This window comes from Mycolicibacterium elephantis DSM 44368, from assembly GCF_004014805.1.
GTDB lineage: Bacteria > Actinomycetota > Actinomycetes > Mycobacteriales > Mycobacteriaceae > Mycobacterium > Mycobacterium elephantis.
In genome coordinates, this window is record NZ_ATDN01000023.1 from 130,576 (window position 1) to 144,752 (window position 14,177).

16 protein-coding genes are annotated in these 14,177 nt (G+C 67.2%); 10 read left to right on the forward strand and 6 right to left on the reverse strand.

All coding sequences use genetic code 11. The annotated features are described in order from the left end of the window. Nucleotides 1-10 precede the first annotated feature (10 nt). Nucleotides 11-847: a class I SAM-dependent methyltransferase gene (locus MELE44368_RS16730; RefSeq protein WP_409366134.1), complete on the reverse strand. Its 837-nt coding sequence runs from the start codon at nt 845-847 to the stop codon at nt 11-13. 63 nt (nt 848-910) lie between these two features. Here MELE44368_RS16730 and MELE44368_RS16735 point away from each other — a divergent pair, with 63 nt between their 5' ends. Beyond that, on the forward strand, nt 911-1,750 hold the full coding sequence (locus MELE44368_RS16735) for an SDR family oxidoreductase (protein WP_128109494.1): 840 nt from the start codon (nt 911-913) through the stop codon (nt 1,748-1,750). 6 nt (nt 1,751-1,756) lie between these two features. Further along, nucleotides 1,757-3,142 carry a S1C family serine protease gene (locus MELE44368_RS16740; RefSeq protein WP_128109495.1) on the forward strand — a complete coding sequence of 462 codons (1,386 nt, stop codon included), beginning with the start codon at nt 1,757-1,759 and terminating at the stop codon, nt 3,140-3,142. A 6-nt stretch (nt 3,143-3,148) separates the two neighbouring features. On the opposite strand, the gene MELE44368_RS16745 is transcribed toward MELE44368_RS16740, so the two are convergent. Genes MELE44368_RS16745 through MELE44368_RS16755 form a run of 3 tightly spaced genes read right to left on the reverse strand, consistent with a single transcriptional unit; the run spans nt 3,149 to nt 5,556 of the window. Continuing rightward, the gene (locus MELE44368_RS16745) at nt 3,149-4,408 is read right to left on the reverse strand and encodes an MFS transporter (protein ID WP_206613787.1); all 1,260 of its coding nucleotides are present in this window, start codon (nt 4,406-4,408) and stop codon (nt 3,149-3,151) included. Beyond that, nucleotides 4,405-4,881 (reverse strand): MarR family winged helix-turn-helix transcriptional regulator, encoded by a 477-nt coding sequence (locus MELE44368_RS16750; protein ID WP_128109496.1) that lies wholly within the window; start codon nt 4,879-4,881, stop codon nt 4,405-4,407. The genes MELE44368_RS16745 and MELE44368_RS16750 overlap by 4 nt, the downstream gene beginning before the upstream one ends. Nucleotides 4,882-4,941: 60 nt before the next feature. After that, nucleotides 4,942-5,556 (reverse strand): TetR family transcriptional regulator, encoded by a 615-nt coding sequence (locus tag MELE44368_RS16755; RefSeq protein ID WP_128109497.1) that lies wholly within the window; start codon nt 5,554-5,556, stop codon nt 4,942-4,944. Between the two features lie 222 nt (nt 5,557-5,778). On the opposite strand from MELE44368_RS16755, the gene MELE44368_RS16760 reads away from it, so the two are divergent. The 6 genes from MELE44368_RS16760 to MELE44368_RS16785 are packed head-to-tail and all read left to right on the forward strand — an operon-like array spanning nt 5,779 to nt 10,542. Beyond that, nucleotides 5,779-6,558 (forward strand): hypothetical protein, encoded by a 780-nt coding sequence (locus MELE44368_RS16760; protein WP_128109498.1) that lies wholly within the window; start codon nt 5,779-5,781, stop codon nt 6,556-6,558. After that, nucleotides 6,555-7,304 carry a hypothetical protein gene (locus MELE44368_RS16765; protein ID WP_128109499.1) on the forward strand — a complete coding sequence of 250 codons (750 nt, stop codon included), beginning with the start codon at nt 6,555-6,557 and terminating at the stop codon, nt 7,302-7,304. Before MELE44368_RS16760 ends, MELE44368_RS16765 begins: the two co-directional genes overlap by 4 nt. 11 nt (nt 7,305-7,315) lie before the next feature. Beyond that, nucleotides 7,316-7,912, forward strand: coding sequence for a cytochrome c oxidase subunit 3 family protein (locus tag MELE44368_RS16770; RefSeq protein ID WP_128109500.1), 597 nt, complete (start codon nt 7,316-7,318; stop codon nt 7,910-7,912). A gap of 50 nt (nt 7,913-7,962) precedes the next feature. Then, nucleotides 7,963-8,214 (forward strand): cytochrome C oxidase subunit IV family protein, encoded by a 252-nt coding sequence (locus tag MELE44368_RS16775; RefSeq protein ID WP_128109588.1) that lies wholly within the window; start codon nt 7,963-7,965, stop codon nt 8,212-8,214. A 22-nt stretch (nt 8,215-8,236) separates the two neighbouring features. Next, nucleotides 8,237-8,890 carry an MOSC domain-containing protein gene (locus MELE44368_RS16780; protein ID WP_128109501.1) on the forward strand — a complete coding sequence of 218 codons (654 nt, stop codon included), beginning with the start codon at nt 8,237-8,239 and terminating at the stop codon, nt 8,888-8,890. Nucleotides 8,891-8,940: 50 nt separating this feature from the next. Beyond that, on the forward strand, nt 8,941-10,542 hold the full coding sequence (locus MELE44368_RS16785) for a GMC family oxidoreductase (protein ID WP_128109502.1): 1,602 nt from the start codon (nt 8,941-8,943) through the stop codon (nt 10,540-10,542). An 11-nt stretch (nt 10,543-10,553) separates the two neighbouring features. Here MELE44368_RS16785 and MELE44368_RS16790 read toward each other — a convergent pair whose 3' ends face one another. Beyond that, the gene (locus MELE44368_RS16790; protein WP_128109503.1) at nt 10,554-11,741 is read right to left on the reverse strand and encodes a cytochrome P450; all 1,188 of its coding nucleotides are present in this window, start codon (nt 11,739-11,741) and stop codon (nt 10,554-10,556) included. Nucleotides 11,742-11,830: 89 nt separating this feature from the next. Between MELE44368_RS16790 and MELE44368_RS16795 the strand changes: the two genes are divergently transcribed. Both MELE44368_RS16795 and MELE44368_RS16800 read left to right on the forward strand, forming a co-directional pair. Further along, complete coding sequence (locus MELE44368_RS16795) at nt 11,831-12,574, forward strand: SDR family NAD(P)-dependent oxidoreductase (RefSeq protein WP_128109504.1); 744 nt, start codon at nt 11,831-11,833, stop codon at nt 12,572-12,574. After that, nucleotides 12,574-13,431: an SDR family NAD(P)-dependent oxidoreductase gene (locus MELE44368_RS16800; RefSeq protein ID WP_128109505.1), complete on the forward strand. Its 858-nt coding sequence runs from the start codon at nt 12,574-12,576 to the stop codon at nt 13,429-13,431. Before MELE44368_RS16795 ends, MELE44368_RS16800 begins: the two co-directional genes overlap by 1 nt. A gap of 15 nt (nt 13,432-13,446) precedes the next feature. Here MELE44368_RS16800 and MELE44368_RS16805 read toward each other — a convergent pair whose 3' ends face one another. Next, entirely contained in the window at nt 13,447-14,118 is a 672-nt protein-coding gene (locus MELE44368_RS16805; RefSeq protein ID WP_128109589.1) for a nitroreductase family protein, read from the reverse strand. Between the last annotated feature and the right edge of the window lie 59 nt (nt 14,119-14,177).

The following is a 14,177-nucleotide window of genomic DNA, read 5'->3' on the forward strand; positions in this document are numbered from 1 at the left end:
CGCCGCTCGCTCAACCGAATTCCAACAGCGTGTAGGCGCCGCGGAAGTTCTTGGTGCGCCGCAGCCGCCAGAGGGCGGGGAACACCTTCTCGAAGAAGAAGCCGCGGCCCCGCGGCATCGGGAGGTCGTGCACGGCGCGAATGCCGGGCACGGTGTCGGCCAGATCGGCCAGCTGTGACGCCGACAGGCTGAACGGCATCGGCGGGACACGGTACCGGCGGGAGGACCGCATCCCTTTCGGCGCGAACTTCTTCACCAGCACCGGCGGCAGGTCGAAGATCATCTGCCCACCGGGAAACCGGTTGGCGCACTCGGTGATCAGACCCATGGCCTCCTCGGGCTGCAGGTACATCAGCAGACCCTCGGCGGTGATGAAGACGCCGGCGCTGGTGTCCACCGCATCCATCCAGCCGTAGTCCAGCGCCGACTGCGCGATGTTGGTGATCCGGGGCGACGACGGCAGCAGCTTCTTGCGCAGCGCGATGATCGGCTCGAAATCGACTGTGATCCAGCGGAAGTCCGCGTCGGGTAGCGCCTTGCTCAACCGCCAGAAACTGGTCTGCAGTCCCTCGGCGAGTGCGACCACGGTGGCCGACCGGTGCGCCGACAGGTATTCGATCGCGGCCCGGTCGAACGCCAACGAGCGCAGCGCCATCTCCTGGCCCTTGCGGCCGAACTTGTCGAAGTCGAAGTCGATGGCCTCGACGAGGCGGATCGCCATGGGGTCGTCGATGATGGCCTTCGGATGGCGGGCCTGGTGCGCGCGCCCGTTGAGGGTCAGCAGCGCTGTCTCCGAGACCCCGGTCAAGATGCTGGCGTCGGCGTCGACGGGTTCGGCGGGTTCCACCACATCAAACCTACCTGGGCAGGTGCACAGCAGCGGGCGCAGTCAGGCGTATACGGTCCAGATATGAATCGAGTTGCGGTGATCACGGGCGGCGCGGGTGGCATGGGTCGGGCGACGGCGGAGGTCGTCGGACGCGACCACACGGTGGTGCTCTGCGATGTGCAGGCCGACCGCCTCGACAGCGTGGCCGCCGCGCTGGGCGAACTGGGTATCGAGCCGACCACCGTGCACTGCGACGTCACCGACCGGCAGGCGGTCACCGGCCTGTTCGAGACCGCCGGCGGGCTCGGCGTCCTGGCCTCAGTCATCCACACCGCGGGGGTGAGCCCGAGCATGGGCGACGCCGAGTACGTGATGAGGACCAACGCGTTGGGCACGGTCAACGTCAACGAGGCGTTCTACCAGGTCGCCGGCGAGGGTTCGGCGATCGTCAACGTCGCCTCGATGGCCGCCCACATGCTGCCGGACGAGATGATCCCCACCTCGAAGTTTCCGTTGGCGCTCAAGGACGAGGACGCCTTCATGGCGGACATGCTCTCGGCCTGCGAGATCGTTCCGGAGGAGGCACGCTCCGGCATCTCCTACGCGCTGAGCAAGAGCTTCGTCAGGTGGTACTCCACAGCTCAGGCCGAACGGTTCAATGGCCGAGGGTTGCGGGTCGTCTCGGTTTCCCCGGGGTCCATCGACACCGAGATGGGTAGGTTGGAGGAACATGCCGGCGCCGGCGCCATGGTCGCCGACGCCGCGGTGCCCCGCTGGGGCCGACCGGAGGAGATGGCGGCGCTGCTCGCCTTCTGTGCCAGCGACAAAGCCGGCTACCTCACCGGGACGGATATCTTGAACGATGGCGGAGTGATCGCCTCCATGAAGGAGCGCGCGAGGAAGGCCGCCGAGGAAGGGTGAACCCGCGTGACCGACGAACGCCAACCCGGCCGTGACGCCTCGGCGCCGCGTGCGATCCGGCGTCCGACGGTCGATGCGGCCACCGAGCGGGCCTTCGGCCGACCCGACGGTGACGGCGCTGCCGACCCCACTGCCGACCGTGATCAGGGCGCGTACACCCCGACGAACCAGGAACCCGGCCCGGTGCTCGCCGCCGCGTTCGGTGCGCCAACCGACTCCGACGATTTCGGCGATTCCGGCGACGACGCGATCGATTTCGACGGTGAGGCCGCCCCGGCTCCCGCGCCCGCCGAGAAACTCGGTGTTCGCGACGTCCTGTTCGGCAAGCGACTGAAGCTGACGGCGCTGATCACCCTCGCGGTCATCGCGTTGGTCCTCGGCCTGGTCGGCGGCTGGGTGGGCCGCAAGACCGCCGAGGTCATCGAGGCGTTCACCACGTCGAAGGTTACGCTCTCGACCGGCGACAGAGGTGACCTGCCCGAGGGCCGGTTCGCCAAAGTGGCTGCTGCCGTGGCCGATTCCGTTGTCACCGTGGAAGCCGTCAGTGACACGGAGGGCTCCCAGGGCTCGGGGGTGGTGGTCGACGGGCGCGGATACATCGTCACCAACAACCACGTGATCGCCGACGCCGCCTCGGCTCCCGACCGGTACCAGATCTCGGTGATCTTCAACGACGGCAAAGAGGTGGTGGCCAACCTCGTCGGCGCCGACCCGAAGACCGACCTGGCCGTCCTCAAGGTCGACGACGTCGACAACCTGACCGTCGCGCGGCTCGGCGACTCCGACAAGCTGCGGGTGGGCGACGAGGTGATCGCCGCGGGCGCCCCGCTGGGCCTGCGCAGCACCGACACCCAGGGCATCATCAGCGCGCTCGACCGCGCGGTGCGGATACCGGGGGAGGGGTCCGACGAGATCGTCATCGCGGCCGTGCAGACGGACGCACCGATCAACCACGGCAACTCCGGCGGTCCGTTGATCAACATGAACGCCGAGGTGATCGGCATCAACACCGCGGGCAAGTCGCTCTCGGACAGCGCCAGCGGCCTGGGCTTCGCGATCCCGGCCAACGAGATGAAGCACGTCGTCGAGAACCTGATCCGCACCGGCGAGATCAGGCACCCGACCCTCGGGCTGACCGCGGAATCGGTCAGTGACCCCGACCCCACCGGGGCGCGGGTGACCCGCGTCGTCTCCGGCGGCCCGGCCGACCGGGCCGGGGTCAAGGAGAACGACGTCGTCGTCAAGATCGGTGACCGTCCGATCGACGGCGTCGACGAGTTCGTGGTGGCGGTTCGGCGCCTTTCGGTCGGTCAGGACGCGCCGATGGAGGTGATCCGCGACGGCCAGCGTGTCACGCTGACCATCAACCCGGAGCCCGACAAGAACCGGTAGCCCGGTTCAGATGCGGGCGGGCAGCTCGCCGGTCAGCTTCGACGGCCTGCAGCACAGCGTCACCACGATGCACAGCACCGCGGCGACCGCGAAGGCCGCCTGCACGTTGAACGCGTCGGCCGTTCCGCCGAGCAGCGCCGCGGCCAGCGGCCGTGAACCGAGGAACCCGACCAGCCACAGCGCCATGATCCGGCCGCGCAACTCCTCGGGCGCGCGCTCCTGCACGACGGTGCTCAGCCCGGTCATCGCCCAGCCGAAGCCCAGGCCCGCCAGTGCGAACCCGGCCATCGCGACGGCGGTCACCGGCGTGACGGCCAGCATCGCGCATCCCACGCCGAGCCCGGCCAGCCCGATCGCCGAGACCCTCGCCGAAGCCATCCGCCCGCGCATCAGCGCCAACGTCGCCATGCCCACCGCCGCGCCGACACCGAACACCGCCGAAAGCGTGCCGACCAGCTCAGCGCTACCGCCGAGCGCGTCGGCCATCGACGGGGCCAGGGTGATCGACGAGTCCGACGCGAAACCGACCGCGCTCACCGCGAGCAACGCCAACAGCAACGGGCGGTCGCGCCACACGTACCGAAGCGCGGCGCGGACCCGGTAGTCGGCGTCGGCCTGACGCGCCGGCGGTGCGGGGAAGCGCACGGCGACCAGGAAGAACGCGAACACCAGGTGCAGGACGGCGCTGACCGCGAACGCGGCACCCGAGCCGAAATGCGCAGCCAGGTACGCACCGGTGGCCGGGCCGAGAATTCGACCGAGGGTCATCGGAATGCTGTTGAGCGCCATGGCCGTTGACAGCTCACCATCGCGAATCAGGTTGGGCACGATCGACTGCATCGCCGGTCCACCGACGACGAACCCGAAGCCCACCAGCAGGGTCCCGATCAGCACGGGACCGGCGACCGCCACGCCCTGCTGGTCCGGATCGACGATCAGCCACACCGCGGTGAAGCCCGAACCGGCCACGCACAGCACCCGGCCGAGGAGAATCTGGCGAGCCGGATCGCCTGTGTCGGCCCACTTTCCGCTGGTGGGGCTCAAGATGAGCTGCGGCCCGAACTGGACGACGCCGACCAGACCGACCATCAGCGCCGAATGCGTCGCCTCGAACATCACGATCGCCGCGACGATGCCGTGTGTCCACACCGCGACGACCGAGAACATCTTGCCCCAGAACAACGCACCGAACACCGGGTCGAACATCAACCCGAGCGCGCCGCGCGCCTGCGGTCGGGAAACGGGTGCGGTGGTCTCTGCCGTCACCGGGAACCCGCGGTTTCGAAACGTTCGGTGAGCCGGGCCAACAGGGAGACCAGGGTGTCCACGTCGGTGTCGGACCAGTCTTCGACCATCTCGGCGACCAGATCACGGCGCCGCTCGGCCACCGTCGCCAAGGCCTTTCGGCCCTCATCGGTGAGCATGAGCGCGCAGCGCCGCTGATCGTCGGCGGCGAACGTCTTCGTCAGCAGCCCCGCCGCGACGCCCCCGGTGACCGCCCGGCTCGCGGTGGAGTGTTCGACGGCCAGAAAATCGGCGACGTCGCGCACCGACGCGCCGCCGCCGGCCTGCTGGCACTCTTGAACCGCCCGCAGCGTCCGCAGCGTCGAGGGGTTCATCACCGGGGCGCTGCCGTCGAGCACGCGGCCGCGCCAGCTGGGCCGCTGACGGGCGATCGCGATCCGCGTCAGCAGCTCGTCGAGTTGGTCGTAGCGGGACTGCAGCACGAATATATGCATAGCACATAGATATTTATGGGGCGAATCCGCTGCTGAGGGGCCAGGCCCGCAGGTGCGGGGTTAGGCAGGCTCGGCCCGCAGACCGTACATGTAGGTGGTGAGGTACTCGTCGATCACCGGGGTCCGAATCTTCTTGGACTCCGGCATCGTGATCAGCAGCGCGTAGAGCCCGACAAGGAACGACACGCCGTTGAGCATGACGTCGACCTCGGCGGGTATCTCGCCGCGCTCCTGCGCCCGCTGCAGCTCCTCGACGACCGCGACGATGACCGGATGGTTCGTCCATTCCTCCGATGGTGGTCGCGTCGTCGAAAAGTGCAGGGCCAGAAAATCTTTGAACAGCCGATTGCCGAGCCGACGCTCCAGCGCCTCGAGCACCCGCACCGACTCGGCGAGCGTGTCCCGCACGCCGTGCGGCTTGGCGAAGAACCGGTTCAGCTCGGCGGCCATCCGCTCTTCCTCGCGCCGCTCCAGCTCCACCAGGACGTGTTCTTTCGTCGGGAAGTGAAAGAAGAAGGTGCCGTGCGCCACCCCGGCCGCCGACACGATCGCCCCGATGTCGGCCGCGGCCATGCCGTCTCGCTTGAACTCGGCCACCGCCGCCCCGAGTAGCCGCTCACGCGTCTGGCGGCCCTTGGTCCCGCGCTCCTGAGGCTTGTCGCTGCGCACTGTCATCCGTTCCGCCGCCGTGCACCGGCGCGCCCGAGGCGAGCCTACGTCAAAACCGACTGAAGTCAGAATGGGTCTTCCGTTCGCATCGCTCAGCCGCTACCGTGCTGCAAGAGCGATTTCAGTTGGTATTTCGGTAGAAACACCGCATCACAGGGGCTTGTCCACGCCCGCGTGAAATGCCGGCTACCGCTCGTGAAACCTGACTGAAGTCAACTTGGAGGCGCGGTGCAGATCCTCGAGCAGGTGCAAGACCTGCCGAAAGCCGGGAACATCAAGGCCCAGTGGGTGAGCCTGTGGACCGGGCCCGCGGTCGGTTTCGTCCTACTCGTCGCGCTGCTGGCATTCCCCGGTTTCTGGCCGCCGATGTCGCCGACGATGACGGCCGGCCAGGTGGCGTCGTTCTACGCCGAGAACACCGCCTGGATCCGCTTCAGCCAGGTGACGTTCAACCTGTGCGGCATCATGGTCCTTCCGTTCTTCATGGTGATCGTGGTCCAGATGAAGCGGATGAAAACCCAGAGCCACGTCTTGGCGTACTGCTATCTGACGGCGGTGGTCAGCGGCGCGACCATCTTCGCGCTGTCCAACATCTTCTTTCTCGTCGCCGCGTTCCGACCCGACCGCAGTCCCGAAATCATCCAGGTCCTCAACGATCTCGCGTGGATCGTGTTCATCGCGCCGGTCGGCATGGTGGTGGCGCAGTTCGTGCTTCTGGCCGTCGCGGTCTACTTCGACAACGGACCGCACCCGGTCTTTCCCCGCTGGGTGGGCTACTACTCGGCGGCCACCGCCGTGGCCATGATCCCCGCGGCCGGCGCCGCGGTCTTCCACACCGGGCCGCTGGCCTGGGACGGCTTACTGTCGTTCTGGGCTCGCAACGGCGCCTTCGCGCTGTTCGTCATCGTCATGTTCTTCGTGCTGCGCCGGGCGGTGTATCGCCAAGCCATCGAGGAAGGCGTGATAGAAGGTGTCGTCGAGGGCGGCCGGCAGGGCGCGCTGCAGTGAGCACCCTGACCCCCGACCGGCACGCCGAGGCACCGGATCACGCTCCCGGCGGCAAACCGGATGTGCGGCTGGTGTGCTGGTTCTTCCCGATCTGGTACGCGGTCTTCGGCGTCATCATCTGCGTGCTGGCGCGGGTGACACCGCCGCCGCGGCCCGACGTCTCCGCCGCCGACAAGGTCGCGTTCTTCGCCGCCAACGGCACCACCATCCGGATCGGGTTCTGCGTGCTGCTAATCCTGCTCGGCGGCGCGGCGATCACCAACGGGCTGGTGGCCTATCAGATGAAGCGGATGTCGGTCGGCTCGGTCTTCGCCTACGCATACATCGGCGGGATGGGGGTCGGCGCTCTGCCGGGTTTCCTTCTGGTGGCGGTCTGCTTCTTGACCGCCGCGTTCCGCGCCGACCGCGACCCCGAGATGGTCAGCCTGCTCTATGACCTCGGAATGCTGAGCTACAACGGGTCGCTGGGCTGCTTCTCGGTGGCCTACCTGGTACTGGCGCTGGCGATCCTCTACGACAGAAACGACATCTTCCCGAAATGGTTTGCCTACGTGAGCATCTGGCAGATCATCACCGAAGTCATCGCGACCCAGATGTTCGTCTTCTACTCAGGGCCGTTCGCCTGGAACGGGTCGCTGGCATTCTGGTGGTCGGTCGTCGTCTTCTCGGTCTGGCTGGCGGTGCTGATCATGCTGCTGCGACGGGCGACCCTGCGTGAACCCCTCGACGCCCCGCCCGTGGACTGAGGAACAACGCCATGACGCAACCGAATTCGCTTAAGGCCTCCGCGCAGGTGAGCACCGGGCCGTTGGCCCACCTGCCCGGCGACATCCACATGTGGGTGATGGTGCTCGGCGATCTGGTCATCTTCGCCGGATACTTCGTCATCTTCATGGTCTACCGCACCATGAATCCCGAGGAGTTCCTCCAAGCTCAGCAGCACCTCGACATCAACATCGGCGTCGTCAACACGCTGATCTTGTTGACCAGCTCGTGGGTGGTGGCCCGCAGCGTGCTCGCGGCGCGCGAGGGCCGCCACCGCGACGCGATCCGGCTCACCGTCGCCGGCGGCTTCGGCGGGGTGCTGTTCATCGTCTTCAAGACCTATGAGTGGGGCGCCAAGATCAGTGCCGGCCACACCAACTCGGAGATGTTCTACTCGTTCTACTACGTGCTCACCGGCGTCCACCTGGTGCACGTGCTGATCGGCCTCATCGTGCTGGGGGTCGTCGTCCGTGAACTGCGCAATCCCGCCCGCCGCAGGGTTTCGATGGTGGAGTCCGGTGCCGTCTACTGGCACATGGTCGATCTGCTGTGGGTCATCATCTTCGGCCTGCTCTACGTGATGAGGTGACCGTGACCGACACCGCCGACACCCGTTCCCGCACCACCACGGCGCGCGCGATGACGTGGGCCTGGGTGCTGTTGACCGCGATCACCATCGGATCGTGGTGGCTGGCGCCCGCACACTTCACCGAAACCGTGCACGCCAGCACCCCGGTCACCGCGTTGGTGCTCGTCCTTGCCCTGGTCAAGTCGAGGCTGATCATCCGGTACTTCATGGAGGTGCGCACGGCGCCGCGGTGGCTCAAGCGCTCCACCGACGCCTGGCTGGGCGTGCTGTTCGCCGCCGTGTTCGTGATCTACCTGTTCTGAGGCAGTCCGTAAGCTCTGCACCGTGGCACGTCTGCTCTCGGTGAACATCGCCCACCGCTACTACGACGGACCCTCGGGCGAGTCCGGCTTCGACAAGCGCCCGACAGCCGAAGCCGTCGCGGTCCGCGCGCCGGGAGACAGGCGCACCGGGCTCGGCAGCGGCCTGGCCGGCGACCTCATCGGCAACCGTAAATACCACGGCGGCGACGACCAGGCCGTATACGCCTATGCGCGTGAAGATCTCGACGACTGGGAGACCCGCCTCGAGCGGCCGCTGGCCAGCGGCATGTTCGGCGAGAACTTCACCACCGCAGGGGTCGACGTCACCGGCGCGGTGATCGGCGAGCGGTGGGCGGTGGGATCGGACGGTCTGGTCCTGGAGGTTTCGCGGCCTCGCACGCCATGCCGCACCTTCACCCAGTTTCTCGGCATCCGCGGCTGGATGGGCGCGTTCACGCGCGCCGTGAAACCGGGCGCCTACCTGCGGGTGATCACGCCCGGTCAGGTGCGCGCCGGCGACACCGTGACCGTCACCGACCGTCCCGACCACGGCGTCACCATCGGCCACGTCTTCCGGGCCATCATGACCGAACCCGAACTGCTGCCCGACATCCTGGTCGCCGACGCCCTGGCGCCAGAGGTCGCCCGCCGAGCACGCCGACGCCTGGCCGGCTGAGCCCTCCTGTACGCTCGTATAGCGTCACGGGCGGGCAGAAGGGTCACGGCATGACGAGATACGACTACATCATCGCGGGTGCGGGCTCGGCCGGGTGCGTGCTTGCCAACCGCTTGTCGGCCGACCCGAGGGTCAACGTACTGCTGCTCGAGGCCGGCGGCGCCGACCGCAATCCCCTCTACAGCATTCCCAAGGGGTCGGGGATGTTGTTCGAGAGCGAAAAGCACATGTGGCACTACGAAACCACGCCGTTCGGGCCCAATCCGCACACCGAGCAGTGGCTGCGCGGAAAGGTGCTCGGCGGGTCGAGCTCGATCAACGGCATGATCTACAACCGCGGCAACCGCGCCGACTACGACGGTATCGAGCGGCTCGGCAACAAGGGCTGGGGCTGGGACGACATCCTGCCGATCTTCAAGCAGTTCGAGGACAACGCCTTCGGGCCGTCCCCGACGCGTGGCGTCGGTGGGCCGCTGCACATCTCGGTGCCCCGTGATCCTGATCCGCTCTGCGCGGAAATGCTCGACGCCGCAGCGGCAACCGGGCTGCGGCGGGTGCAGGACATCAACGAATCCGACGACGAGCGGATCGGATACGCCACTGCCACCATCAAGGACGGTCGCCGGGTCAGCGCCGCCACGGCGTTCCTCAAACCCGCACTGCGACGCCCGAACCTCACCGTTCGGACCCGCACGACGGTGCGCCGGTTGCTCTTCGACGGCGGCAGGGCCGTCGGCGTGGAGGTCGACGCCAAGGGCACCACGGAGCAGATCAAGGCGAGCCGTGAAGTGATCGTGTCGCTGGGCAGCCTCAATACCCCGAAGTTGCTGCAGCTCTCGGGCGTCGGGCCCCGTGATGTGCTCACAGCGGCGAACGTCGGCATCTACCTCGAGCGTGACAACGTCGGCCGGGGACTTCATGAACACCGCTGCGCCACCCTGCGATACCAGCTCAAGGAAGATCTCGGCTACAACCGGCAGCTGGCCGGCAACCTGGCCCAGGCTCTAACCGGAGCCAGGTACCTCGCCACGCGCAAAGGGCCGCTTGCCGCCCCGTCGTTCGACATCGTCGGGTTCGTCAAGGCCCAGCCCGACGCCGAACGCCCGGATGGGCAGGTCATGCTCGGGCCGTGGACGATACCTCCGTACAACACCGGCGAACCCGTCGCGATCCCCCGCCGGGCCGGAGTCTCCTGTCTGGGCATGGTGCTACGTCCGACGGCACAAGGATCGATCGAGATCACTTCCGGCGATCCCGATGCGCCGATCCGGATCGATCCGAACTACCTTGGCACCGAATACGACCGGCACACGACCGCCAACCTGCTGCGCAAGATGCGCGCCGTCTTCGAGCAGTCTCCGATCGCAGAGCGCGTCACCCACGAAACCTATCCGGGACCGGACGTCCAAAGTGACGATGAGCTGGTGGATTCGGTGCTCGACGGCGGCTACTGCGGCTACCACGCCGCGGGCAGCTGCGCGATGGGTCCCAGCGACGACCACGTGGTGGATCACCAACTGCGCGTGCGTGGAATAGAGAGCCTACGCGTGGTGGACTGCTCGGTGCTGCCCACGATGGTCGCGGGCAATCTCAACGGACCGATCATGGCGATGGCCTGGCGCGCCGCCGATTTCATCCTGCAGGATCTGTAGGGCCCCCGCGTTCATCCGACGACGGCGGGCATGGTGTCCCAGCCGCGCACCGTCGACGTCCGCGACCGTCGCGCACCGGCCATGTCGATTTCCCACTTGGGGAACCGTTTGAGCACTTCCTCGAGCGCCACCCGGCCTTCCAGCCGGGCCAGGGGCGCACCGAGGCAGAAGTGTGTGCCACGGCCAAACGTCAAGTGCCCGCCGGGTTTGCGGTGGATGTTGAACGTGTCGGGATCGTCGAAGTGGCGTTCGTCGCGGTTGGCCGACGCGAGCATGAGCAACAACGCCGAACCCGTGGGCAACGTCTGGCCGTGGAATTCGACATCGGCCTCGGCGACGAACCGGGCGACGTGGGGACCCGGCGGTTCGTAGCGCAGCAATTCCTCGATCGCCGCCGGGATCAACGACGGATCGTCGACGAGTTCCTGGCGTTGGTCGGGGTGCTCGGCGAGCACCTTGCCCATCCAGCCGAACAGGCGGCCGGTGGTTTCCACCCCGGCACCGGCGACGACGGCCAGAAAGATCAGCAGTTCTTCGGTCTCGAGGTGGCGCGTCGTGCCCGTCTCGTCCTCGAACTCGACGTTGAGCAGTTCGGTGATCAGGTCGTCGGAGGGGTTCTTCTTGCGCCAGGCGACGTAGTCGCTGAACATGTCGCCGTCGAAGTAGTGGTCCTTTTTGACCGGCAGCGGTTCGCCGGGCTTGTTGCGCAGCACGGCATGGGCCCGCGCACGCACCGACGGTTGGTCGGCATCGGGGATTCCGACCAGCATTCCGATTGTGCGCATGGGCAGTTCGGCGCCGAGGTCCTGTACGAAGTCGAAGCGGTCACCCCCGATGAGCGGGTCCAGGCAGGCCGTACAGAAGGCACGGACCTTGTCCTCCAGCGCGCGCATCTTCTTCGGCGTGAAAGCGCGCGCCACCAATGCGCGGTGGATCGTGTGCAGGGGCGGGTCCTCGTTGATGAAGACCCCGGGCGGCATGACCGGGTCGGTCTTGACCACCTCGAGGATGTCACCCTTGGCCGAACTCAGGCGCTGCGGGTCACGCAGGGCGACGTCGACGTCGGCGTAGCGGCTCAACCCCCAGAAGTCGTGGCGTTCGTTGTAGTACAGCGGACGTTCGTCGCGCAGTCGCCGGTACGTCGGGTACGGATCGATGTCGATCTCGACATTCCACGGGTCGTAGTACAGGTCGTCCACCGCGCCTCCTTGCCACCGATGCGCAGCAGCCTATCGCAGGTGCTGTACGCTCGTACAGCGACAGCGAGTTCGAGCGAGGAGACGGTGGTGTGAGCCGAGTAGCGGTGGTGACCGGTGGAGCGTCCGGGCTCGGGCACGCGATCTGCACCGGGCTGAGCAACGACGGCCACCGGGTCGCCGTCCTCGACATCGACGCCGAAGCCGCCGAGAAGACCGCGGCGCAGCTGCAGGCCAACGGGACCGCGGCCGTCGCCGTCGGCGTGGACGTCTCCGACGAGCATGCCGTCCAGGCGGCGTTCGACACGGTGCGAACCCGGTTGGGCGCGGTCGAGATCCTTGTCACCAGCGCCGCGATCGCCGGATTCACCCGGTTCGACCGGATCACGCTGGACGAGTGGAACCGCTACCTCGCCGTCAACCTCACCGGCACCTTCCTGTGCCTCCGCGCCGCACTGCCCGACATGGTGGTTGCGAAATGGGGGCGGATCGTGACGATCTCCTCGGCCGCAGGCCAGCAGGGTGCCCGGCGGCAGGGCCACTACGCGGCGACCAAAGGTGGCGTCATCGCGCTGACCAAGACCGTCGCGCTGGACTATGCGAACAAGGGCATCACGGCCAACACCGTCCCGCCGTTCGTCGTCGACTCCCCGATGCTGCGACGGCAACAGGAGGACGGGAAGCTTCCAACCGCCGAGTACCTCACCCAGGCCATTCCGGCCGGACGGTTGGGGGCGGGTGAGGACGTCGCCGCGGTGTGTTCGTTTCTGTGCTCGGATGCCGCCGGCTACGTCACGGGTCAAGTCATCGGCGTCAACGGAGGTGCGGTGATCTAGTGAAGAGAACAGTCGCCGTGGTCACCGGGGCCAGCCGTGGCGCCGGGGCAGGAATCGCACATGCGCTGGGCAGTCACGGCTGCACGGTGTACGTCACGGGCCGCACCGAAAAGGCTGATCCGGCTGCGCTTCCCGGAACGATCCACGAAACCGCCGAACGCGTGACAGCGGCCGGAGGCAAGGGCATCGCCGTCCGTGTCGACCATGCCGACGACGATCAGGTCAAGGCCTTGTTCGAACAGATCGAACGCGAACAAGGGCGGGTGGAGATCCTGGTGAACAACGCCGCGATCATCCGCGACGAGATGATGGGACGAACGAAGTTCTGGGAGGAACCCCTCAGTATCATGGACACCCTCGACGTCGGGTTGCGCAGCAGCTACGTCGCCACGGTGTACGCCACGCCGCTGATGCTGCCCCACCGCGACGGCCTCGTCGTGTTCACCTCGTCGTCGGGCGGGGTGCACTACGCGTTCGGGCCCGCCTACGGCGTGCCCAAGGCCGGTACCGACAAGATGGCCGCCGACATGGCGGTGGACTTCAAAGACGTCGGCATCACCGCGGTCTCGATCTGGATGGGTTCGCTGCTCACCGACCGGGTCCGAACGATCATCGCCGGCAATCCGGACAAGTTCGGCCACATCCTCCAAACCGCCGAGACTCCCGAGCTCACCGGCCACGTCGTCTGGGCCCTGTACAAGGACCCGCACCGGATGGACGTCAGTGGGCAGACGCTGATCGGGGCCGAACTTGCGGTCAAGTACGGCATCAAAGACGAGGACGGCCGTCAACCGCCATCGTACCGCGAGCTTTTCGGCGTGCACCCGCACCAGCAGCAGGCCCACGTCATGCGGTGATGCGCCTCGACGTCGTCAGCTGCGTTGCGGTCGGGCACCACGGCCGTACGTGATGTCGGCGCGCTCGGGATCCCACCGGTCACGAAACACCACGTCACCCAGCGGCCGTCGTCGCACGGGACCGTGTTGCCCGCGCGGCCAGCCGACCACGACATGTCCGGCCAGGAACCACTCGTCGGGCACGCCGACCGCCTCGCGCAGCACCTTCTCGCCCTCATAGGACGCCCAACTGGTGAAGCAGGCACCCAGACCCTGTGCGCGGGCGGCGAGGTAGAAGTTCTGCATCGCGGGATAGATCGACCCGCCCTGCAGGTACTCGGATGCGAACTCATTCTTGAACGCAGTGAACAACACCGACGTGTGTTCACCGGCGCGGTCGTGTAATTCGTAGGTGGCGCGGTTGTTCCGCGCCGCTCGGCTGTTGTCATCGGCCGTGGGTCGGGTCATTCCATACACGGATTCGATTGTCTCCAGGGCGATTCGGGCCGCCGCGGCGACCGCTGCGCGCTGTGGCGGCGCATCCAGCACGATGAACCGCCACAGCTGTGCGTTCGCGCCGTTAGGCGCCCACGTCGCGGCCTCCAGACAGCGATACAGCGTCTCGTCATCCACCGGCTCATCGGTGAACCGGCGGATCGAGCGGGCGGTGGAAAGCACTTCCCAGACGTCGGTGGTCGGATGCGGCATTCCATTGGTGTACTCGACGACCGCGAAGTTGTCGAGTGCCATCCGTCATGCTGTACAGT